Genomic DNA, 23,209 nt, shown 5'->3' with positions numbered 1-23,209 from the left:
TTGTTGGAAACCCTTTCAAACGGGAACGCGGCTTTGCAGGCTCATGCCCATCTGGCTCAGTTGCTCTGCCATTCTCGGCACGCTGGCGAACGCAATGTCGCTGACCATGGGCCATGCCGGCCGGTGAATGAAAAACCGCCCGTCAACCCGTTGTTGCACCGGTGTGCGAACGAGCATGCCCGCGTGACTGCGATGCACCAGCTGGTAATTTCCTGCCGTTTTTTCGAACAGGTACATGCCCCGACGATGCAACAGGTTTTCCAGCTCATGCGGGTGCCAGGTCAGCGGTGTGGCGTCCACTTTCAGGCACAGGTCAGCGAAGAGAGTGTCTTGGTCGCCGCGCATTTGACCGCCATTGGGAAGCGGGCCTCGATTCACGTCGATACCCGAATCAATAGCGACGCCTGTCGCTTCACCGGGATTGACTTCCTCTATGCGCAAGCCAATGCCGCCCCTTAGTTCGCTGACGCCTGCGACGCCTCTGAAGGTGTTGGTGTTTTCGGCGCCGGTCAACACAATCCACTTACCGGGAATGTTGATGAGTTCGTCCGCGGTCATGATGGTTTGCGCCAGGTGATTGGCGATCATCTGCTCCTCGATCGGTGTCAAAGGAGTGTTCATTTTGTAGCTCGTCACACAATCCAGAGCCTGTACGCGCACGCCGTGCTGTCTGGCCACCTGGACCAGTTCCAACTCATTGAATCGACCGGTCGGGTCGGTGCCAAGGTTGGTCAGGTAACGCCTAAGATCATTGGGCATTTCTCCGGTCTGGAAGTAACTATCGAGATCGACCTGAGCGAAATCATTGAGCAGGCGACGCATGTAAATAGTCTTGGCGTGCCTGGCCAGCGCCGGCATGTTTTCAATCATCAAGCGCATGCTGGTGATGCGATCCAGGCTTTCACCCACGACCAGACCGGGGGATGCTTCAAAAATGCCATCGATCAGCTCGGTCATTGGCATGTCGGCCGTGACGGCGGGTATTGCCGGGCGTGGAGGCAAGTTGGCCCAGGGCAGATCGCTGAAAAATTTCCGCGCGGCAGTGAACAGGGTGGTGCGTTTACCGAGGAAATACTGTGCGTAGGGATCCTGTATAGCGCCGCCGGGTGCTATCCGTACATGGGTCTCGCGCAGATTCAGCGCCCACTTTTTCAGCGATAGCTGCTGTGCTGGTTCGGCATCGTACACAGTGGTCACGTGACGCCAGGAACGCGATGTCGAGGGTTGTGGCTCGGGCAAGGGCGGCAGTGGCTCGCGCGCTTCCATCTCAATGTCGACCGCGCACTCTTTGCCGACGCACTGGCCACCGCCATTGAGCCTGAGTGAGCGCATCCGCTCCCACTGCCCTTCGGCATTCAGGCGAACCGGCAACGAGTGAACGAACTGATTGGGCCTTTGCGGGTCAACGATCGCCCAGTAGCCACCGCCCCTGGAGTCTGCGAAGTAGCGTACGAAGTAGGCGTTGTCATTCATCAGGATGGCGTGGGAGGGGTCAGTGTCGAGCCGATAAATCCCGTTGAATTTTCCCGGTGTGGAATCCGGGGTCAGGCCATCGAGCAATTCATTGCATTGATATTTGGCGGGCACCTCAGGCGCGACAGCCGTTTCAGGCGGCACCGGCAAGGATGTTTCAATAGGCGGCGGCGCTGCTGTATCGATTGGCGCTGCCGACTCCTTCAACTCGGCCATTTCAGCGGCCTCGACTGCCTCCGCCTCGGTACCCACCTCCAGCAGCGATCCGCTGCCTTTGAGGAATGGCACATTGAACAAAGCATCGATAGCACTGAGGATTGCGCCGATAATGCCTTCTTTGCGCTCGGCAGAGGTCTTGCCGTGAATGGCCTGGTCAATGTTCAGGCCTGTGTTGGCAATGCTCGCCCCAATCACTGGCAGTGCCACGGGCCAGCCGACAGCGGCCAACGGACCAAATACCCGTAGCCCGGCGCTCAGGTAGCCGATCCACAATTTCTTGCGTACATCGCTGTTGGAGGTCAGTGACAGGCTGGCTTCGGCGAACATGGCGCTCCTGGCCGAATCCTGCAGCCAGGTAAACGCATCACCACTGACAAGCTGGTTTTTCTGGTTGATCAGGTGATGCTCTGATTTGCCCCAGGTGTCCACCAATTGGGTCATGAGGTCGGTAATGTTTTCGGTTATCTCGTGACGATCGGCCAAGGCAAAGTGGCTCATGAACGCCTGGCGCGGTCCATCCTCGTTCATTTGCTCCAGCACCCACCAATGCATGGCCGCTTCGTTCTCCATCACCTCAAACACCTTCGCGCTACCGGGTAGATAGAGGATTTGCCGACCCTTGGCATCGACGATTCGCAACGCGTCGGTGGCCACATGACCGTCGACATCCAGGGCGCGCACATCGTGGTTCACCGGATGTGCCGATTGCAGCGCCTTCAGGCTGACGGGCCAGGTGACGGGGCCTATGACGGCGTCGACGACGCACTGGAAGTCATCGCCGGCCAGATGCTTTTGGGCGAGGGCCTGAATCGCGTTACTGAGAAAGTTGCACTTGGCCAGCGTGCGGAAATCGTCGCAGTGCCCGTCCCAGAAGGCGGTCAGTTTTTCGTGGTAAAGCGTGCTGAAGTCGATCTTCCAGAACGCCTTCAGCACCTCGTTGCCGTGCAGGCGTACTTCGTTACTCTGGGTGAAATCCTTGGCGTTCGGCCCGGCCGTATAGAAACCACCGTAGAGGTCCAGCAGATCGGCATTGTCCTGGTCGGTGACGCGAAAGCGCTGGATCACCAACTGAGTCAGGGTCAGGGACTCGTAGGGCTTTTCATCGGTGTGCTCCCAGCCGGTGAACGACGTAGCGCTGCTCTGGGCAAGCTTGAATCGATGGAAGTAAACGAGGTCCGGATCGACATCCGCCAAGCCCTGGCTTTTTAGCAGGTTTTTGGCAATTTCATGGGCCGTGTCCTGCAGGCTCGGGCAGGAGAGTACGACGGTTGCGGCGATGGATTTGAGTGCCGCCTTGTCTGCGGCATTTGGCTGCGGGCGGATTTCGGGTGAGTTCATGCTCTGTTCATCCTTGAGAAACGGCCGTTGAAGATGGCTCATTCGCTCAAGGGAAATGCACTACATATGTATCGCGGATGAGCGGGCAGTTTCGAACAACCCTGCGGCCATCCGCCGCCCCGCCCTTACTGTTTCGCAATTGCAGGTGTATCGTATTCGCCTTTTATGGCCCCTTGGGCCTGCAGTCGATATGAGAGGTAGTTGAGTTAATGTCCTTTACCCGTCGCCAAATCCTCGGTGGCCTGGCCGGTCTTGTTGTCGTTGGTGTCGGTGCGGGGGGCGCGTCGCGGTACTGGCTGGGCAAGATGGCCGACGCCAACGCGGGTCACGACTATGAGCTGATCGCGGCACCGCTGGATGTCGAACTGGTGGCCGGGCACAAGACTCAGGCCTGGGCGTTCGGGCCGTCGGCGCCGGGCACCGAGTTGCGGGCGCGTCAGGGTGACTGGCTGCGGGTGCGTTTCATCAACCATCTGCCGGTGGCCACGACTATCCACTGGCATGGCATCCGCCTGCCGCTGGAGATGGATGGCGTGCCTTACGTCTCACAGCTTCCGGTATTGCCGGGTGAGTACTTCGACTACAAATTCCGTGTGCCGGACGCCGGCAGCTTCTGGTATCACCCGCACGTGAACAGCAGTGAAGAGCTCGGCCGCGGGCTGGTCGGTCCGCTGATCGTCGAAGAGCGCGAGCCTACCGGTTTCAAGTACGAGAAAACGTTAAGCCTGAAGAGCTGGCACGTCGATGAAGAAGGCGCTTTTGTCGCGTTCAGCATTCCCCGCGAAGCGGCCCGTGGCGGTACGGCGGGGCGTCTATCGAGTATCAACGGCGTCCCGCAAGCGGTGATCGAGCTGCCAGCCGGGCAGATCACCCGGGTGCGGCTGCTCAACCTCGACAACACCCTGACTTATCGCCTGAACATCCCCGGTGTCGAAGCGCAGATCTACGCCCTGGATGGCAATCCGGTCGAGCCGCGGCCACTGGGCAAGGAGTACTGGCTCGGCCCGGGCATGCGTATTTGTCTGGCGATCAAGGCGCCGCCGGCCGGTGAAGAGCTGGCGTTGCGCAACGGGCCGGTGCGCCTGGGCACCTTCCGTTCGGTAGCCAATACTGATGCGCCGACCGAGTGGCCGCCGGCGCTGCCGGCCAACCCGGTCGCCGAGCCGGACCTGGCCAATGCAGTGAAACTCAACTTCAATTTCGAGTGGGTCGGCTCGGTGTCGTTAAACGTCGACAACGGCAAGCCGCCAAGCCTGTGGCAGATCAACGGCAAGGCTTGGGACATCACCGACAAAACCTGCAGCGACCGCCCGATTGCCAAACTGGAAAAGGGTAAAAGCTACATTTTCGAATTGAAGAACATGACTCAATACCAGCATCCCATCCACCTGCACGGCATGAGCTTCAAGGTGATTGCCTCGAACCGGCACAAGGTCATTCCGTACTTCACCGACACTTATCTGCTGGGCAAGAACGAACGCGCCCAGGTGGCCCTGGTGGCGGATAACCCGGGGGTGTGGATGTTCCACTGCCACGTGATCGACCACATGGAAACCGGCCTGATGGCCGCTATCGAGGTGGCGTGATGCGTCAGATTCGGCCCGCCGCCATCATCGACCGTAGCCGTGATCGCGACTTCATGCGTGAGGCCCTGGAACTGGCTGCCCAAGGCGCCGCCCTCGGTGAAGTGCCGGTCGGCGCGGTACTGGTGCAGGACGGTGAAGTCATTGGTCGAGGCTTCAATTGCCCGATCAGTGGCAGCGACCCGAGTGCCCACGCCGAAATGGTCGCCATTCGCGCTGCCGCCCAGGCTGTGAGCAACTATCGCCTGCCAGGCAGCACGCTGTACGTAACCCTGGAGCCGTGCAGCATGTGCGCCGGGCTGATCGTGCATTCGCGGATTGCGCGGGTGGTGTACGGCGCGCTGGAGCCCAAGGCGGGGATTGTGCAGAGCCAGGGGCAGTTCTTTACCCAGGGGTTTTTGAATCACCGGGTGTTGTATGAAGGCGGGGTGTTGGCGGAGGAGTGTGGGGCGGTTTTGAGCGAGTTCTTCAAGGCCCGCAGAGCCAAATCTTCAGACTGAACACTGAACTGATGTGGGAGCGGGCTTGCTCGCGAAGAGGGTGTGTCAGTCGACATGGTTGTTGTCTGACACACCCTCTTCGCGAGCAAGCCCGCTCCCACATTTTGATCTCCATTGATCTGGAGAATGGGTTACTTGCGAGCGACGATCACCGCACGCATCGGTGCCGGCAGCCCTTCAATGGTCTTGCTGTGATCTTCCGGATCAAGGAAGTCGCTCAGCGACTGGTACTTCATCCATTCTGTCCCGCGCTGTTCCTCGACCGTGGTCACGCTGACATCCACGCACTTCACATCGGTGAACCCGGCACGACGCAACCACAACTCCAGCGCCGGCACTGACGGCAGGAACCAAACGTTGCGCATCTGCGCGTAACGGTCTTCCGGCACCAGCACCTGATGTTTGTCGCCTTCGACCACCAGCGTCTCCAGGACCAGCTCGCCACCCTTGACCAGGCAATCCTTCAGCGCCAGCAAGTGCTCGATCGGCGAGCGACGGTGGTAGAACACACCCATGGAAAACACCGTGTCGAAACCCTCGAGGTTCGGCGGCAGGTCTTCGAACGGGAAGGGCAGGTGCCAGGCATTCGGCTCGGACAGGTAACGCTGCACCGCCTGGAACTGGCAGAAGAACAGCCAATTCGGATCGACGCCGATCACGCTGTCGGCGCCGGCGCCGAGCATGCGCCACATGTAATAGCCGTTGCCGCAGCCGACATCGAGAATGCGCTTGCCCTTCAAGTCGAGGTGCGGGGCGACCCGCGACCATTTCCAGTCCGAGCGCCATTCGGTGTCGACGTGCACGCCGAACAGGTCGAACGGCCCTTTGCGCCATGGCGACAGGCCCATCAGCGCGGTACGCATTTGCGCTCGGGTCTCGTCGCTGCAATCGGTGTCCAGCGCCAAGCCATTGAGCAGGTCGACTTCGCTCGGCTGAATCTTCGGCAGGGTGTCCAGCGCGCTCTGCCAGCGCTCCAGGTCGCCATGACCTTTTTCCATTTTCTTGTCGAGTTGTGCTTGCAGGGTGTTGGCCCATTCGGCCAGCGGCGTGCCTGCCAGACGGCGGGCGAGGGGAGACAGATCAATCATGGCAAGGCAATCAACGAGGCAAAGTTAAGACACTGGAACCACGGCACGACTTTCGAGAATCCGGCGGCCAGCAGGCGTTCGCGGTGTTCTTCGAGGCTGTCGGGCTTCATGACGTTTTCGATGGCGCTGCGCTTCTGGGCAATTTCCAGTTCGCTGTAGCCGTTGGCGCGTTTGAAGGCAATGTGCAGGTCAGTCAGCAGCGCGTGTTCCTGCTCGTCTTCGAAGCGCAGTTTTTCCGAGAGGATCAGCGCGCCGCCGGGCAACAGCGACTGGCGGATGCGCGACAGCAATGCAGTGCGCTGGTCGGGGGCGATGAATTGCAGGGTGAAGTTCAGCGCCACCACGGATGCCGGTTGAAACGCCAGGGCCAGAATGTCACCTTCGATGACCTCGACCGGCAGCAACTCCTGGAACATCGAGTCCTGGCCGTTGAGGTACTCGCGGCAGCGCTCGACCATGGCCGCGGAGTTATCCACAGCGATGACGCGGCAACCGTCGGTGCGCACATGTCGGCGCAAGGCCTGGGTCACAGCGCCAAGGGACGAGCCGAGGTCATAGAGCACGCTATCCCGCTGGGCGAACTGCGCGGCGAGCACGCCGAGGTTTTCCACAATGGTCGGATAACCCGGCACCGAGCGCTTGATCATGTCCGGGAACACCCGCACCACGTCCTCGTTAAAGGCGAAGTCAGGCACCTGGGCCAAAGGCTGGGCGAAAAGGCGATCGGGTTCTTTGCTCACGGCGGTTCCAGCGGCGTAGGTGGAAAAGGCCGGCATTTTAGCCAAGTTGGCGCGCGGATGCGCGGGTTGTCTGATAAACCGCCTGACTTACGCATATGCAATGCCAAGAGGGCAATTGTGGCGATCCGACAAGCCCCCTCACCACAGGGGTCAACGCGGTTTCTGAGAGAACGCCGAAGCAGTAATCCCCCATTGCCCCAGCCAGTAACTGAGGATGATCACATAGGGCGCCGCATCAAACGGCACCACAAACCGGCTGATGCCAATCACGCTGTCCGAGAACACAAACGCCACCGCACCACCAGCCGCCAGCAACGCCGAGCGCTTGGGCACATCAGTGCCCAAGCGAGCCAACGCGCGCCAGAGCATCGCGCTGATGGCCAGGCCGTAGACGATCACCGGAATCAACAACGGCCCCAATCCATGGTTGATCAGAATCCCCAGCAGCACGGCACCCACACCGAGGGCGACAATCAGCGGCAGCACCGCCAGACGCCGGCAATCGCTCAAGTACGCTTTCAGATAAGCCAGGTGAGCGACCAGAAACGCCCCCAGACCGAACACGAACAAATCCCCCGGCCACGCCAGCAACACATCGCCGAGCAGGGAGAAGATCAGGCCGAGGCTGATCCAGCGTCGATAATCGCCGGGAGGTGCATCGTGCAGCCAGCCGAGCAAGGCCAGCACCGGCAAGGGTTTGACCAGCAGGCAGAGCAAATCGGCATGCACACTCAAGCCATAGAGAAAAGTCACCGCGCCCATCAGCGCCAGAATCAGCCAGCCCATGGTCAGTTCACCGAAATCGCGCAGTCGAAAACCTCTACCGGCAGCACTTCCGGTGCCCAGGGTTGCTGCGAGGTCAGGCGCAAGCGCCCGGTCCCGCTGGCGAACGCCTGGAAGCGCCAGGTCGATACACCGGCAGCACCGACGATGCCGGCATCTTCCGGATTGCGGTAAACCTCTGGCCCCAATGTGTGTAAGACGCCACCGGCGGAATCCTGGATTGCCCAGCGGTAACCCGTGCTCGGGTTGCTTGGCAGGGTAAGGATCAGGGTCTGCCCGCTGGTGAGTTTCACCGGGCACCCGCTTTGTTTTTCGACCGTCACGTTTTGTTTCGGTTGAGAGGCACAAGCGGTCAGCAGGGCGAGACCTATGGGCAGCAGCAGACGGCGTGGGGACATCAAATCAGGCGCTCCGGAATTGGCGACGAACGGCGAGCATAACCGAAGATGAGACAAAGTGTGACAATCAACCAACATGGTTGCGAGCGAGCTCACCCAGCGGGATAGCGATATTCCCATTGAAGCGGGTCTGCTCGCGAGGAAGAGAAGTGGACGTTAATGAACTTAATCTGCAAGAGAAAAACAGAATTCGCTTTCGCAGGTAAATTCTTGGCCCTGCCGGTCCTTGAACAGCGTAACGATTGTACCGGAGTACCGTTGTTTTTCAGTGTTCACCAACAATTCGATGTCGCCCTGCAAAGCCCAATGGCTGGTGTAGCTCGGGTAGTTCTCGGTATAAACGACCTCTATCAACTGGCCCGGAGTATTGATTGGGTGGGTGCCCGACTTAATGTCCTTGGGCATATAGATATCAAAGGCCCGGTCGAGCGGGGTACCTTCCTCACCTGCCTTGAAAATGGCGACGATTTCCCCGCCTCCGATGCTGGCGAAAAACTCTTCTGATCGAAGTTTTCACGATTCTGCAGGGTGGCATTCAAGTGATTATTCAGGCAGCAACGGTGAAACTTGATGTCGTCGTTAATGTGCTCATTAACAAGGCTTCTTCGGTATTTGATATCCATGGTTGGCTCTCCGGATTGTGTCACGTAAAAATGATTGAGCCGGGACTATATCGAGCGTGAGTGGCTGGAGGTACTGTCTTAAATGGCAGGTTTTCAATTAACTTGCTAATCGGTGTGTCAGGGTCACTGCCAGGACTGAGATATCGCGGCTGTCGAGCGGTGTAGACAACTAGTGAGATAAAAATACTCGAATGCGCAAAAGTAATAGCCTGCCAGACTTGACCGCTTGTATGGGGTATTTCAGTTGTATTTTTGGCTCTGAATAAGAAGGCCGTCGTACTGATGCGCCGACAGCCTGTCAGTGTGTGTTGGTTCCGCGCCTCTTGTGGCGCTTCTCTCACGAAGAAGTGCGCCAGCCACGATCAACATAACGGACAAAAGCGTAACCCCTGCCCGTAATTTCTCGAGTTTCTCCAGAACGGGTTTCCTTCGCCAGAACCTTGAAGGCCGTTATCGCGAATTCGTGCTTACCCGGTGATGTTTCCGTGTGGTCAAAAGAAACTGAACTCTCAAGGGTGGTGTACGAAAAGGTAAACTCGTTGCCTTCTTCGGTGACGTAGCGTTCCGAATAGCCGTCAAAACTCAAGTCGTTGTTTTCATATTTAAAATATAGACTCCTTGAGTTGGTGAGGCCGTTGTTGTCAGCTATCGCCATAAAGAAGTTGGGGAATACGCTCGGTGGGAAATTGATCTTGGTTGTGGTGATGGTTGGAAGGTTTTTTGAGATACCGTTGGTGATGTCCTTAGTTTCAATTGTCATTACAGCACTCGCCAGTCTTACCGTAAGTCCGTTCGGGTTTGTCATGTGTATTTCCTTTTTGGTTTAAATCTGGTTTGGAGTATGGAGACTTAATAGGTGAGGCGACTACTGGTATATTTGACAGTTTTTTATATTGGTATGGAATAGTTGCTGGGTGCTCTTCTGTGAATGCTTATAAAGCTAGGAAGTGAGCAGTCGAGAATTCAGATGTGCAGGAGGAAGGCTGCTGGGCAGGGTGCAGCTGCTATCGATCGTTAAAGAAGATGTGTAGGAGCGCACCCGCTCCGGGCATCGTTGCGACGACCGATCTTTCGGCGGCATGCCAATCTGAAAAGAGCGCGTTATCGTTAACGCCTATCGCGAGCAACTCGCTCCTGCACGTTCAGGAACATGCTCCCCCTTTGCGAGGGAGCAATAAGATGGCGAAGTCAGAACAATATCTTCGCCACATCCGCAAAGCGCTTGGCGAAATGCACGGTTATCCCTTCTTTCAAATACTCGGGCAGTTCCTCAAAGTTGCCTCGGTTCGCCTCCGGCAGAATCAACTCGAAAATCTTCTGTCGCCGCGCCGCAATTACCTTCTCGCGCACCCCGCCGATCGGCAGCACATGCCCGGTCAGTGTCAGTTCGCCGGTCATCGCCACGCCTTTTTTCGGCGGCTGGTTACGCGCCAGCGAGAGCAGGGCGCTGGCCATGGTTACGCCGGCGCTCGGGCCGTCTTTCGGGGTGGCGCCTTCCGGTACGTGCAGGTGCACGAAGGCTTCGTCGAAGAACTTCGGATCGCCGCCGAATGAGTTCAGGTTCGAACTGACGTAGCTGTAGGCGATTTCCGCCGACTCTTTCATCACATCACCCAATTGCCCGGTGAGCTTGAAGCCGCGGTTGAGGGTGTGGATGCGCGTGGCTTCGATCGGCAGGGTCGCACCGCCCATGCTGGTCCAGGCAAGGCCTGTGATCACGCCGATACCCGACAGGACCTGCTCGTTGCGGAATACTGGTTTGCCGAGCGATGTTTCGAGGTCTTTGGGGCCGAGTTTGATCACCGCTTTCGGTTCGTCGAGCAGTTTCATCACCGCCTTGCGCACCAGTTTGCCGAGGTTTTTTTCCAGCTGGCGCACCCCGGCTTCACGGGCATAGCCGTCGATCAGGGCCTTGAGGGCGCTGTCGCTGATGCTCAGGCTGCCTTTGGACACGCCGGCTTTTTCCAGCTGCTTGGGCCACAGGTGACGCTTGGCGATGGCGACTTTTTCTTCGGTGATGTAACCCGACAGACGAATCACTTCCATACGGTCGAGCAGCGGGCCGGGGATCGAGTCCAGGGTGTTGGCGGTGCAGATGAACAAGACCTTCGACAGGTCCATCCGCAGGTCCAGATAGTGGTCGAGGAATTCGACGTTCTGTTCCGGGTCGAGGGTTTCGAGCAGTGCAGAGGCGGGGTCGCCCTGGTAGCTCTGGCCCATCTTGTCGATCTCGTCGAGCATGATCACCGGGTTCATCACTTCGACGTCTTTCAACGCCTGTACCAGCTTGCCCGGTTGCGCGCCGATGTAGGTACGACGGTGGCCCTTGATCTCGGCTTCGTCGCGCATGCCGCCGAGGCTGAAGCGATAGAACGGCCGGCCGAGGGATTCGGCGATGGATCTGCCGACGCTGGTTTTGCCCACGCCCGGCGGGCCTACCAGCAATACGATGGAGCCGCTGATTTCGCCTTTGTAAGCACCCACGGCGAGGAACTCGAGGATGCGGTCCTTGATGTCATCAAGGCCGGCGTGGTGTTTGTCCAACACCTTGCGCGCGTGTTTGAGGTCGAGTTTGTCCTTGCCGTAAACACCCCATGGCACCGAAGTCGCCCAGTCAAGGTAGTTGCGGGTGACCGCATACTCGGGCGAACCGGTTTCGAGCACCGAGAGCTTGTTCATTTCTTCTTCGACGCGCTTCTGCGCCTGGGCGGGCAGGACCTTGCCGGTCAGTCGTTGTTCGAACTGTTCGAGGTCGGCGCTACGGTCGTCCTTGGTCAGCCCCAGCTCCTGCTGGATGACCTTGAGCTGTTCCTTGAGGAAAAACTCACGCTGATGTTCGCCGATCTTGCGGTTAACTTCGGCGGAGATTTCCTTTTGCAGGCGCGCGACTTCGACTTCCTTACGCAGCATCGGCAGGACTTTTTCCATGCGCTTGAGCATCGGCACGCAGTCGAGCACTTCCTGCAGGTCGCTGCCGGTAGCAGACGTCAGGGCGGCGGCGAAGTCGGTCAGCGGCGATGGATCGTTGGGGCTGAAGCGGTTGAGGTAGTTCTTCAGCTCTTCGCTGTACAGCGGGTTGAGCGGCAGCAGTTCCTTGATCGCGTTGATCAGCGCCATGCCGTAGGCCTTGACCTCGTCGGTAGGCTCGGTGGGCTGGTGCGGGTATTCGACCTCCACCAGATAGGGCGGGCGATGGTGCTTGAGCCAGGATTTCAGGCGCACACGGGTCAGGCCCTGGGCGACGAACTGCAACTTGCCGTTCTCACGGCTGGCGTGGTGCACCTTGACCAGGGTGCCGTAGAGCGGCAAGACCGAGGTGTCGAAATGGCGCGGATCTTCCAGGGGCGTGTCGACGTAGAACAGGGCCACGCAATGATGTTCGGACTTGGCCACCAGATCGAGGGTTTCAGCCCAGGGATCTTCGTTGACGATGACCGGCAGCACCTGGGCCGGAAAGAACGGCCGGTTGTGGATCGGGATGATGTAGACCTTGTCCGGCAGATTCTGGCCTGGCAGCGCGAGGCCTTTGCCGGTGGCGTGGTGCGTGGCGTTTTCCGGATCGGCGTACTCGGTAGGAGCTTCGGGGAATTCTTGCTGGTCGCTCATTTGGGCACCTGCGCAATGGGTATGAGTCTTAGATGGGGCAGGTTGGCGGTGGTTTCAACGGTCATTTTCTGCAAGCGGATGTTTCGACGGTGTGTTCAGCAAGGGGACAGGTTAGTTGAACCATAGGCGGTACAGGATCAAATGTGGGAACGAGCCTGCTCGCGATGACGGTATGACAGCCAGCCTTGTAGTGACCGGTGGACCGCCATCGCGAGCAAGCCCGCTCCCACAGGGGCCGGTGGTGCTCTTGAAAACTGCGTCGACAAAAAAGGCGGCTTCCTTACGGAAGTCGCCTTTGTTTTACTGCCGTTGAATCTTACTCGGACAGTTTGTAAGCAATCACATAATCACCCTGTTTGGTGCCCAGCGATCCGTGACCGCCGGCGACAACGAGCACGTACTGCTTGCCGTCCTTGCCGGTGTAGGTCATCGGTGTGGTTTGCGCGCCGGCCGGCAGGCGGCCTTCCCACAGTTGCTTGCCGTTTTTCACGTCATAGGCACGCAGGTACTGGTCAAGGGTGCCGCTGAGGAACGCCACGCCACTGGCGGTGGTGAAGGTGCCGCCCAGGCTTGGTACGCCCATGCTCAGGGGGATCGGAACCGGCGAGCTGTCGCGTACGGTGCCGTTCTTGTGCTTCCACAGAACTTGCTGGGTAGTCAGGTCGACCGCGGCCACATAACCCCACGCCGGCGCCTGGCACGGCAGGCCCATAGGCGACAGCAGTGCTTCGAGAACTACACCGTATGGCGCGCCTTTGTTTGGCTGCACGCCTTCGGTCTCGCTTTTGCGCGGGCCCTGGGCGGCGATTTCGGCGGCCGGGATCATTTTCGATTTGAACGCCATGTAGCTCGGGTTCATGAAAGCAATCTGACGCACCGGGTCAACCGAGATGCCGCCCCAGTCGAATACACCGAAGTTGCCCGGATACACGATCGAACCCTGCAGCGACGGCGGGGTGAACGGGCCGTCATAGCGCATGGATTTGAAATCGATCCGGCAGATCAACTGGTCAAACGGCGTGACGCCCCACATGTCGCGTTCCTGCAACGGTGGTGGCATCAGGTTGAGGTCGGATTTGGGCTGGGTCGGCGAGGTGCGATCACCTTCGACAGCGCCTTGCGGTACTGGCACTTCGTTGATCGGCACAATCGCCTTGCCGGTGCTGCGGTCCAGCACGTAGATGCTGCCTTGCTTGGTCGACGCCAGCACGGCCGGTTTCACACCGTCGGCGGTTTTCAGGTCCATCAGGGTCGGCTGGCCGCCGACGTCCATGTCCCACAGATCGTGGTGGGTGAACTGGAAGTGCCAGCGCACCTGGCCGGTGGCGATGTCGAGGGCGGTCAGGCCGGCGGCGTGCAATTCCGATTCAGGCGTACGATCGCCACCGAACTGGTCCGGGGTCTGGTTGCCCATCGGCAGGTAGAGCATGCCGAGTTTTTCGTCGACGGCGAACATGGACCACATGTTCGGCGAGTTGCGGGTGTAGACCTCGCCTTCGGCAATCGGCGTAGTGTCGTCCGGGTTGCCGCTGTCCCAGTTCCACACCAGTTTGCCGGTGTGTACGTCGAAGGCGCGGATCACGCCGCTCGGCTCGTCGGTGGAGACGTTATCGGTGACGTGACCGCCAATCACTACCAGGTCTTTGGTGACCGCAGGTGGCGAGGTGGAATAGTAGCCGCCGGCGGTGAAGCCGCCGATGTTGGCGCGCAGGTCGACCTGGCCTTTGTCGCCGAAGTCTTCGCACATCTTGCCGGTGTCGGCGTTGAGGGCGATCAGGCGGGTGTCGGCGGTCGGCAGGAAAATACGCCGTGGGCAGGCGTTGGCCGGTACCGCGCTGGCGCTGCCGGTCGGGCTTTGTTCGGAGGCGTAGACGGCGTCATCGTGATAGGTCACGCCACGGCATGTCATGTGTGCCCAGCCCTTGAAGTTCGCCGCGTTCTGCGTCGAGAGCTTCGGATCGAAGCGCCAGATTTCCTTGCCGGTATCCGGGTCCAGGGCGATCACCTGGCTGTGCGGCGTGCACACATAGAGCATGCCGTTGACTTTCAGCGGGGTGTTTTCGGCGGTGGTTTCACCCGGGTCGTTCGGCCCCGGCAAGTCGCCGGTGCGGTAGGACCAGGCCTCTACCAGTTTGTGCGCGTTCTGCGGGGTGATCTGTGCCAGTGGCGAGTAGCGGTCGCCGTGGGCGCTGCGGCCGTAGGAGTTCCAGTCACCGTCGGGCATGGCCGGGGCGGTGTTGGTCATGCCCGGTACGCTGTCGCGGTCCAGTTGGCCTTTGATTTCGCCAGGATGGGTGAACTGGCTGGCCAGTGCGGCGGCACCGGCAATCACCACGGCCACGCCCAGGGCGCCAGTGCCGATCGGGGCCGCGCCTGCAACGAGCAGCGGACGACGCAACCATGGCAGCAGCATGACGATGCCGAGGGCAAACAGCAGGGCCAGACGAGGCACCAGTTGCCACCAGTCGAGGCCGACTTCCCACAGGGCCCAGACGGTGCTGGCGAACAGCACCAGTGCGTAGAGGCCCAGCGCAGCGCGGCGCGCGGCGATCAGCAGGACGCCGGTCAGGGTCAGGCCGATACCGGCCAGCAGGTAGTACAGCGAGCCGCCGAGCATGCTCAGCTTGATCCCCCCGGCCAGCATGGCCAGGCCCATTAGCAGAAGCAGTATGCCGAGCAGCGTCGGCAACAGACGGCTTCGACTCAAGGCACCATCAGTGCTCATAGTGTGATTCTCCGTGATGTATCAAGTAGTCCCGTACAAGTTCACTGTAGATGACGATCTTGTGCGGGCATGGTTCAGACAAAACCCGTTTGGGTGATACCACCCTTGCAGGCGCTGCCTCTGTGGCGAGGGACTCTGTGGCGAGGGGGCTTGCCCCCGCTGGGTGGCGAAGCCGCCCCAAATCCATTCACTGCGGGTTGCCAAACAGTCCGCGATATCTGATTTACGACTGCTTCGCAGTCGAACGGGGCGGTGCGGCGATCCGACGAGCCCCCTCGCCACAAAAGTCTTATGTGAGTTTTAGAACGACGACTGGACCTTGATCCCGCCAATCAGCGCGTCATCGACCTGATCCACGCCACCCGGATGGCGGATGTATTGCAGGTTCGGGCGCACGGTCAGCCAGTTGGTGACGTGTACGCCGTAATAGAGTTCGGCGCTGTATTCGGTGTCCTGTGGTGGCAGGTAGGACGGGTCGTTGTAGTCGAAAACAACGCGGGCCTGGTTGCTCGCCTCGGCGTTCTTGCGGTAGGCCGGGTTGACGTGGACCCGGGCCATGGCGAAGCCAATGTCGTCCCTGGCGCGGGCATCCAACAGACCTTTGTAGACCACGCCCGCCTGAACGTAGTTGTCGACGGCGTTGGTCTTCTTGTCGTGCATCGTGCCGTTGGCGAATATGCTGAGGCCGCGCGAATGGTCGCTGGCAACGCTGGTCAGTTGCTGCTGCACGCCGAGCCACATGCCGTGCTTGCTCGACGCGCTGCGGTAGGCTTCGCCAGTCAGGGCGGCGGGCTGGCCATTGCTGTCCTTGTAGACATCCTTCGCGTCAGCGTTGCTGTAGTAGTAACCGGCGCGGTACTCGCCCGGCAGGCCATTGAGCCTGGGCGTCCACACCAGTTCCACCGGCAGGACCGCGCCCTGGGTGCCACTGCCACTGAGCTTGAAGCCGTTGTCGCGATCGAGGTTCGACGGGTTTTGCTCATACACGCCGACCTGCGCGTACAGCTCGGGTGTCAGGTGATATTTGGCCCGCATTGCCCACTGGCTCACCGGCCAGTTGTACCAGATGTCGCCTGCCCAGTTGCCGACCTGAGAGCCGCAAAAAGCAAGGTTCTGGAAGTCGCAGGGGAAGCTGTTGAAGTCTTCCCCTTCACCGAAACGACCGACCTTGATGTCCAGTTGCTGATCGAAAAATTTCTGCTGATACCACATCTGCGTCAGGCGCCAGGTCTGGCCACGGCCCCAGACTTCCTGGGCGGAGGTGAAGCCGCCAACCCGCGGATCGTTGATGCGGTCGTTGCTGATGTTGTTGCCGCTGCGCTCGGTGATGGTCAGCTGGAATTCGGCGTCGTTCCAGCCGAGGATTTTCTGCAGGTCCAGGTGTGTACCAAGGCCAAACTGGTCGCTGTAGCGGGCAGTGCGATCGTCGTCGTAGCCGCCGTGCAGATTGCTGCCCATTTCACCGGTGTAATCGACTTTGAAGTCGTAGCCTTTTTCCGCAAGCGCGGTGCGCGTGCCGTTCCAGTCGCCGAGCATCCACGACGAATCGCTATCGAAAGCCGGGGTCGCCTGAACGCAGGTGACGAAGCCCAGTGCGGTGAATCCGCCGACGAGGTTCAGGGCTTTTCGGCTGGCAATAGTCGTAGAGACAGCGCTGTCTCGAAAGGTTTGAAAATAACGCATAGGGAAGAAATTCTTGATCTTTTTCTGAGGATGAACTGAAAACAGCAGGAACGAAGCGGCTGGCGGAAGCGTTTCAGCAATGACGGCCGCAAGGATAATGTTCTGTTACAAATAGCGAAAGAGCTTTTACCGAGATGCATCCTTTCGGGATTGGTAACAGTGAGCAGAAAAAGATCGTCGGGGTCACCTACATTTAAACGCAGAACACACAGAGCCCTTCCACCGGACCACCCCCTCGGCTAAGGTGCGCGGCTTCCAATTCCTACTTCGCTTGAAGGCCCCCGGCATGACCGAACAGAACAACAACCCGCTACACGGCGTGACGCTGGAGCAGATCCTCAACGCCCTGGTTGAACACTACGAATGGTCGGGGCTGGCCGAGCGCATCGATATCCGCTGCTTCAAGAGTGACCCGAGCATCAAGTCGAGCCTGACCTTTTTGCGCAAAACCCCGTGGGCGCGGGAGAAGGTCGAACGCTTGTACGTGAAGTTGATGCGCACCAAGCGTCCGCTCTGAACATGCTCAACCAGTTTGTGGCGCGGCGTCGCTTTGTTGCCGTGGCCAGCCTCCTCGGCTGGGCGGGATTGAGCATTCAGATGTACCTGATTTTCTATGCGCGCTGGAGTATCGAAGCCAGCCTGATCGGCGGCCTGGTGAGTTTTCTCAGCTACTTCACCGTGCTGAGCAATACCCTGGTGGCGACGGTACTGACCTGTGAACTGACGTCCCGTGAGTCGGCCGCGCGCCGCTGGTTTCTCCAGCCGTGGGTCAGTAGCGGCGTTGCCGTGAGCATTGCCGTGGTCGCCCTCGGGTACAACCTGCTGTTGCGCCATTTGTGGCACCCCGAAGGCTGGCAATGGCTGGCCGATGAGCTCCTGCACGTGGTCATGCCGCTGCTGTTTCTGGGCTATTGGTGGTGCTGTGTCGGCAAAGGCACGTTGCGCTTGCGACACATCGGGTTGTGGGTGATTTATCCGCTGGTGTACTTCGGCTACTCGCTGCTGCGCGGGCATGTGCTGGCGGTGTACCCATATCCGTTCATTGATGTCGAGAAGCTGGGTTATCCACAGGTGTTCATCAATGCCGGCGGGTTGTTGGCGGGGTTCGTGGTGATTGCTTTGCTGGTGATTGGCCTGGATCGGTGGCAGCGTAATCATTGAATAAACTGGCCTCCTGTGGGAGCCGATACGCCGAGGAACCTTGAGCGAGCATGCTCGCGATGGACGTGAACGATATCGCGGGCATCCTGAACGCCCGCGGCGCCCTCGGGTTTTTCGCGAGCATGCTCGCTCCTACAGGGTGGCGGCCAGACACTCATCACCCAAAGCCTACAAATCCTTGTAGGAGCCGGCTTGCTGGCGATGGCGTCCGAATGGGCGGTGCAAAATCAAGACCGTCATCGCTGGCAAGCGAGCGCCTACAAAGGTTTTGTGTTTATTCGTCGCTGGTGTCGTCCAGGCGCCAGTAGCCAGCCGCTTTGACGAACTGCTCATCCAGCCCATGCTCATCCAGCAGCACGCGGCGGATCTGGCGTGAAACCTTGCTCTCGGTCGCGACCCAGGCGTACAGCTTGCCGCCGGGGACCTGAACCTGGCGCACCGTCCTCAGCAAATGGTCCTTGCCGCCTTCGCGAAGCACCCAGATCACATTGACCTCGGCAGCGCTGTGCAGCTCTTGCTGCTCCTTGCCGTTTTCAACTTCCACAATCACCAGGGCACGCCGGTTGGCCGCCAGGCCTTCGAGGCGTCGGGCTATGGCGGGCAGGGCGGTTTCATCGCCGATCAGCAGATAGCTGTCGAACATATCCGGCACGACCATCGAACCCCGTGGCCCACCGATGTGCAGGAACTGGCCGGGTTGGGCCTGTTCGGCCCAAGTGGAGGCGGGGCCGTCACCGTGCAGCACGAAGTCGATATCCAGTTCCAGCGTGTCGAGGTCATAACGTCGCGGGGTGTAGTCGCGCATGGCCGGCATGGGGCCGTTGTCTTTGCCGGCACCCAGTACCAGGGTGTCGAGTGCCGCCTGTTGTGCTGCGTCCTGGGGGAACAGCAGCTTGACGTGGTCGTCCGTGCCGAGGCTGACGAAGCCCGCGAGCTCCGGTCCGCCGAGGGTGATCCTGCGCATCCGTGGGGTCAGGTCGACCACTCGCAGCACCTCCAGGCGCCGGCGTTTGATTTCGTGCATGACCCGGTGAATGGCTTGCGTATCGGCAACAGTCATTCGGCTTTCTCCTGGCTGGCTTGAACGGCAGGGCCGTCGACTATGGCTTTGGCGGTGTCGTTGAGCAGGTCGCGCACTCGCAGGATTTCTTCCGGGCTCCAGCGCCCATGGTGCATCTGCAAGGCGTGGCGCAGGTTGTGCACCGCCTCGTGAATTTCCGCCGGGCGATCGTGGCCGCGCAATGAGCGCTTGCTGACTTCGATGCGCATGCGCACGCCATCCAGGGCAATCGCCTGGTCGCTTAATGAGCGACGTCCGGCGTCGGTAATGGCATAGCGTTTTTTCCCGCCGTCGGCATCGCCCTGAATCATTTCGCTTTCTTCCAGAAAGGTCAGGGTCGGGTAGATCACCCCGGGGCTGGGGCTGTACGCACCGTCGAACATGCTTTCGATCTGGCGGATCAGGTCATAGCCGTGGCAGGGCTGTTCGGCGATCAGCGCCAATAGCAACAGTTTCAGGTCGCCGGGGGCAAACACCCGGGGGCCGCGTCCACCGCGTTCGCGGCCGGGCCCGGGGCGCTTCTCGAAGCCGTCGCGGCCATCGCCGTGTTCGCGGTGTTGAAAATGATGGTCTCTCATTTTGTGCCTTCTCTCGTCGTGTTTAGATACAACGTAAGATATATCTTAATCGTTGATCAAGACATTTTTGACGACAGGTTCGCGTATCCCGATGAGTGGTGGCTCGATGAAGCGACCTATTGCACCAAGGAAATTTCATGCAACCCGGCGGATTTTTCGCACGAGGATCATTTTTGGAAGAATTAAAGCTATTACTCTAATAATAATTGAGTATATATTCTAAAAATAGATGTCGACCCCGCGTTAACTGGATCAAATGCCTGTAAGGTTTTAGTCGAAAAACTGTCTGTAGGTCGTAACTTACAGTCACTGTTTTCTATTTTGATTTTTTGTATCTTTTTCTCTCAGGGCGTGAGGTTGTTTAACTACGCGTCCGTGGGAAGTTGCCTGCTTACTTTCAGGAAGAGGAAGTTGATGATGCCCCGGCGTTGAACGTTCAGTTGAAAGCGGCTTCCGACAGGGGCGCATCGTTCGAACGTTCAATGAACCGAAACCATCCAAGAAAACAGGTATTCAATGATGTTCAAGAAATTCGCAATCGCCGTCCCGATGACTGTCCTGGCTCTGAGCGCTTCCATGGCTTTCGCTGCTGACCCGATTAACCAGGTCATTAATATCAAGGCGTTCGTCCCGACTTCCCTGTTCAATGTGGCGCCGCAAAACCCGGACTTCGGTCGTGACGAAACCATGACCCAACAAGGTAGCGGTGATCTGACCACCGTACGCGGTCTCTTCAACATGAAGCATACAGACCCCAAAGGTGCCATCAATGCACTGATCGACGGTGACGCGGCACTTTATAACGGCCGTGACAGCATTCCGTTGACAGTGACCATTGGCGGCGTTCAATTGGGCAACATCACCAAAGAAGTCGTAAGCGAAACGGAGTCGGTACCGGGCGTGCAACGGGAAATGGTCATTAAGGCCGCCACCCCGACTGCCACTCAGACAGGCGACTACACCACCAGTTTTGCCGTTGTATTCGAACCTGTACTGAAGCCGTAATTGCACGCTGTTCTTGAATAAAGCTTTTTATTCAACGGTCTTGCCTGCTTGTCATCGATAGATGACAGGCAGGCGCCGACTTCTCATGTAAAACGAGTATTCAGATCATGTTCCCGATGACTCCCATCGCGGCGGCGCTTGCACTTTTTTTATGTGCCGGTGCCATTGCTGCACCCACTAACAACGCCAATACGCCACGCAGCTTACTTGCTCAGGCCAAAGGCTTGCCGGCGGAATTCGAAGAGCACTTCTTTGATGTGCCATTAGCGGTTCGGGTGGAGCGTGATCAACAGTTTGTCGGTGAGGCGATGATCGTTTTGACCAAGGATGATCGTGTCACTTTGCTGGAGTTCACCGACGTTGGTGACAGCCAGATTCCCGCCAGTGAGCGTGAAGTCTGGGCCACGTACCTGAAACAAGGCGTTGCCTTGGGCGCCTGTCAGGGCCGTTGCCCGGAGCAGATGCTGGCGGTGCATTACAACCTGCAGAATTCGCTGGTGTCGATCGCCACCGAAAATGCCGAGCGCGATGTCGAGGCCCCGCGCTACTACGAACTGCCCGAAGACGGTAGCACCGGCCTTATCGTGCGCAACCAGTTGAACCTCAACGGTGGCCAGGACCAGGACCTGGGCGGGCGTTACGGCCTGGAAGCCAGCAGCAGCCTGGGCAACTGGACCCAGCGCGCGAACCTGCAACTGGCCCGGCTCGGCGGCCCTGACGACAAGCTCTACCACGCGGTTCATGAGCTTTATGGCCAGCGTGAGCTGCAGGGCAGTTTTTTGCGTCTGGGTTATTTCACTCCCAACTCTGAAGGTCTGAGCCGTCAATTGCGTTCATTCGGTGCCAATCCGGACACAGCGGTGGGCCTGATGTATGGCAGTTCCGACAGCCTGGCCATCAATACGCCCAAGCCCAGCGTTTACCCGATTTACGTTACCGCCAACCGCCAGGCGTCGGTGGAAATCTATCGCAATGGCGTGCTGGTCAACACCCAGGCCGTCAATGCCGGCCTGCAAACCCTTGATACGCGCAAGCTGCCGGGGGGCATCTACGAAGTCGAAGTGCGCCTGATCGAAGACGGTCAGATTACCTCCACCACCCAGGAACTGGTGTACAAGCCCAGCAACTGGCGCAACTCCGATGAGCGCTGGCGTTACAACCTGTTCGCCGGTCAGGAAAGCAAACTGCTGAGCAACTGGGATGAGCAATCCTATGGCGACATGACGGCGGGCGCAGCCATCAATTACCTGCTGCATCCACGGGTGATTGTGGGGCTGTCGGGGCGACAGTTGCAGGGAAAACAGCAATACGGATCGTCGATTGACTGGACCCTGGCCAACAACACCAGCCTGTACGGCAATGTTTATCAGACCCAGGACCACGGCACGGGAATGGATCTGCAGGCCAATTACAGCTACGGCTCCGGTAACCTGTTTGCCACGCACAATCGCAGTTGGCTGGACACCACCAACACCTATGAGACCTTGCCGGATGGCACTCGGGTGCGTCAGCGCAACGTATTTGTCGGGCAGACCAGTAACACCTCGCTGGCGATCAATCATCGGCTCAGCAGCAAGAATTCACTCAACGGGCGGGTGTCCTACAGCGAGGGCAATACCGAAGGGGTCGCTCTCGATCTGGGCTGGACACAACGCACCGTGCTGTTGGGCAGCGATGCCAACTGGCGCTTCTCAGTGTTCGACCGGCCGGGCAGTTACAGCAGCGGTGACGAACGCAATCGCGGGGTCGACCTGAGTATCAGCATTGCGCTGGGCGGGCCGGGTGAACAATGGTCGGGCAGCATCGGCACCCGCACGGCCCGGGAGGGCGGGCGCGACAACAATGGCTCGCTGTCCTACCGCAAGTCCCTGGAAAACCACGTGCTGCAAAGTGTCTCGGTGACGGCGCTGGCCGACACCTATGGCGTCGGGTTGTCCGGCCTCAGCAGTTTTCAGGCCGATGCTTTCAATGGTGATGCCTTCCTTCAGCGTTCTTCCTACAACGGCAACTACACCGGTGGCTTGAACCTCGACAGCACGGTGGCCGTGGGCGGCCAGCACATGGTCATGACCAGCCAGCAACACGCCGGTGGCGCCGGGATGATCATTGATGTGGAAACTGACATCGATGAAATCGCCCTGCGTGCCGACGACCTTAGTGGCGGCAGCGCGACCTTGCGCCCGGGTCGCAACTACGTGCCGTTGACGGCCTACAAAAACAGTTCGGTCAGCTTCGACTTCGAAGGCAATCACGTGCCGTCGGCGAGTATCCAGCCGCCGCGTACCCGCTATCACCTGAACAAGGGCGGGGTGGACTACCGCAAGATCACCGTGAGCAAAACCCTGACCGTGCTCGGTCGTCTGCTCGACCCGCAAGGCAAGCCGCTCAAGGGTCACCACGTCATCAACCACGCCAGTCGCGGGGTGACGGAAGTGGACGGGTTCTTCTCCATGGAAATGAACGCCAGTTCACCGACCCTGGAAGTGCGTCGTGGTGATCAGTTGTTATGCCAGTTCCGGCTCGATACCGCCAATGCGCGCAGTGAAAGCAATGTGTTGATGATCGGGGATTTGCGTTGTTCTCCGGACACATTGGCCGATACAGCGAACAAGTCTGAGGCCGCTGGCTAATGAATGGCTGGAAGCA

The 23,209-nt window shown here is 59.1% G+C and carries 18 protein-coding genes; 7 read left to right on the top strand and 11 right to left on the bottom strand.

Annotated elements, in window-relative coordinates; translation table 11 throughout:
• Positions 1 to 15: 15 nt before the first annotated feature.
• Positions 16 to 3,030 carry a membrane-targeted effector domain-containing toxin gene (locus KW839_RS16090; RefSeq protein ID WP_218424888.1) on the bottom strand — a complete coding sequence of 1,005 codons (3,015 nt, stop codon included), beginning with the start codon at positions 3,028 to 3,030 and terminating at the stop codon, positions 16 to 18.
• Positions 3,031 to 3,239: 209 nt separating this feature from the next.
• Here KW839_RS16090 and KW839_RS16085 point away from each other — a divergent pair, with 209 nt between their 5' ends.
• Together KW839_RS16085 and tadA are read left to right on the top strand one after the other, a co-directional pair.
• A complete protein-coding gene (locus KW839_RS16085) occupies positions 3,240 to 4,616 on the top strand; it encodes a multicopper oxidase family protein (protein ID WP_218424887.1) in 1,377 nt (458 codons plus the stop codon).
• The gene (tadA, locus tag KW839_RS16080) at positions 4,616 to 5,113 is read left to right on the top strand and encodes a tRNA adenosine(34) deaminase TadA (protein ID WP_060543153.1); all 498 of its coding nucleotides are present in this window, start codon (positions 4,616 to 4,618) and stop codon (positions 5,111 to 5,113) included. Before KW839_RS16085 ends, tadA begins: the two co-directional genes overlap by 1 nt.
• Before the next feature lie 131 nt (positions 5,114 to 5,244).
• Here tadA and cmoB read toward each other — a convergent pair whose 3' ends face one another.
• The 4 genes from cmoB to KW839_RS16060 all read right to left on the bottom strand — a co-directional run bounded on the left by cmoB (position 5,245) and on the right by KW839_RS16060 (position 8,122).
• Positions 5,245 to 6,201, bottom strand: coding sequence for a tRNA 5-methoxyuridine(34)/uridine 5-oxyacetic acid(34) synthase CmoB (cmoB, locus tag KW839_RS16075; protein WP_218424886.1), 957 nt, complete (start codon positions 6,199 to 6,201; stop codon positions 5,245 to 5,247).
• Positions 6,198 to 6,977, bottom strand: coding sequence for a carboxy-S-adenosyl-L-methionine synthase CmoA (gene cmoA, locus KW839_RS16070; RefSeq protein WP_218424885.1), 780 nt, complete (start codon positions 6,975 to 6,977; stop codon positions 6,198 to 6,200). Before cmoA ends, cmoB begins: the two co-directional genes overlap by 4 nt.
• Positions 6,978 to 7,091: 114 nt before the next feature.
• On the bottom strand, positions 7,092 to 7,727 hold the full coding sequence (locus KW839_RS16065) for a lysoplasmalogenase (protein WP_218424884.1): 636 nt from the start codon (positions 7,725 to 7,727) through the stop codon (positions 7,092 to 7,094).
• Positions 7,728 to 7,729: 2 nt separating this feature from the next.
• Entirely contained in the window at positions 7,730 to 8,122 is a 393-nt protein-coding gene (locus KW839_RS16060; protein WP_218424883.1) for a protease inhibitor I42 family protein, read from the bottom strand.
• A gap of 159 nt (positions 8,123 to 8,281) precedes the next feature.
• On the opposite strand from KW839_RS16060, the gene KW839_RS16055 reads away from it, so the two are divergent.
• Complete coding sequence (locus KW839_RS16055; protein WP_218424882.1) at positions 8,282 to 8,626, top strand: hypothetical protein; 345 nt, start codon at positions 8,282 to 8,284, stop codon at positions 8,624 to 8,626.
• A 456-nt stretch (positions 8,627 to 9,082) separates the two neighbouring features.
• On the opposite strand, the gene KW839_RS16050 is transcribed toward KW839_RS16055, so the two are convergent.
• The 4 genes from KW839_RS16050 to KW839_RS16035 all read right to left on the bottom strand — a co-directional run bounded on the left by KW839_RS16050 (position 9,083) and on the right by KW839_RS16035 (position 16,759).
• The gene (locus KW839_RS16050) at positions 9,083 to 9,550 is read right to left on the bottom strand and encodes a hypothetical protein (RefSeq protein ID WP_218424881.1); all 468 of its coding nucleotides are present in this window, start codon (positions 9,548 to 9,550) and stop codon (positions 9,083 to 9,085) included.
• A gap of 383 nt (positions 9,551 to 9,933) precedes the next feature.
• Positions 9,934 to 12,351, bottom strand: coding sequence for an endopeptidase La (gene lon / locus KW839_RS16045; RefSeq protein ID WP_218424880.1), 2,418 nt, complete (start codon positions 12,349 to 12,351; stop codon positions 9,934 to 9,936).
• A gap of 316 nt (positions 12,352 to 12,667) precedes the next feature.
• Positions 12,668 to 15,076: a glucose/quinate/shikimate family membrane-bound PQQ-dependent dehydrogenase gene (locus KW839_RS16040; protein WP_218424879.1), complete on the bottom strand. Its 2,409-nt coding sequence runs from the start codon at positions 15,074 to 15,076 to the stop codon at positions 12,668 to 12,670.
• Positions 15,077 to 15,376: 300 nt separating this feature from the next.
• A complete protein-coding gene (locus tag KW839_RS16035) occupies positions 15,377 to 16,759 on the bottom strand; it encodes a carbohydrate porin (protein ID WP_218424878.1) in 1,383 nt (460 codons plus the stop codon).
• Positions 16,760 to 17,045: 286 nt separating this feature from the next.
• Here KW839_RS16035 and KW839_RS16030 point away from each other — a divergent pair, with 286 nt between their 5' ends.
• Positions 17,046 to 17,276 (top strand): VF530 family DNA-binding protein, encoded by a 231-nt coding sequence (locus tag KW839_RS16030; protein ID WP_007903672.1) that lies wholly within the window; start codon positions 17,046 to 17,048, stop codon positions 17,274 to 17,276.
• A gap of 2 nt (positions 17,277 to 17,278) precedes the next feature.
• Entirely contained in the window at positions 17,279 to 17,920 is a 642-nt protein-coding gene (locus KW839_RS16025; RefSeq protein WP_218424877.1) for a Pr6Pr family membrane protein, read from the top strand.
• 274 nt (positions 17,921 to 18,194) lie between these two features.
• Here KW839_RS16025 and KW839_RS16020 read toward each other — a convergent pair whose 3' ends face one another.
• Positions 18,195 to 18,980: a siderophore-interacting protein gene (locus KW839_RS16020; protein WP_218424876.1), complete on the bottom strand. Its 786-nt coding sequence runs from the start codon at positions 18,978 to 18,980 to the stop codon at positions 18,195 to 18,197.
• Complete coding sequence (locus KW839_RS16015) at positions 18,977 to 19,558, bottom strand: PadR family transcriptional regulator (RefSeq protein ID WP_060543164.1); 582 nt, start codon at positions 19,556 to 19,558, stop codon at positions 18,977 to 18,979. Before KW839_RS16015 ends, KW839_RS16020 begins: the two co-directional genes overlap by 4 nt.
• Before the next feature lie 519 nt (positions 19,559 to 20,077).
• Here KW839_RS16015 and KW839_RS16010 point away from each other — a divergent pair.
• On the top strand, positions 20,078 to 20,563 hold the full coding sequence (locus tag KW839_RS16010; RefSeq protein ID WP_218424875.1) for a CS1 type fimbrial major subunit: 486 nt from the start codon (positions 20,078 to 20,080) through the stop codon (positions 20,561 to 20,563).
• 107 nt (positions 20,564 to 20,670) lie between these two features.
• Entirely contained in the window at positions 20,671 to 23,193 is a 2,523-nt protein-coding gene (locus KW839_RS16005) for a TcfC E-set like domain-containing protein (protein ID WP_218424874.1), read from the top strand.
• The last annotated feature ends 16 nt before the right edge of the window (positions 23,194 to 23,209 follow it).

This window comes from Pseudomonas sp. PDM31, assembly GCF_019218965.1.
Taxonomy (GTDB): Bacteria; Pseudomonadota; Gammaproteobacteria; order Pseudomonadales; family Pseudomonadaceae; genus Aquipseudomonas.
Note: the sequence above shows the minus strand (reverse complement) of the source record. Positions and strands in the feature narration are given on the sequence as shown.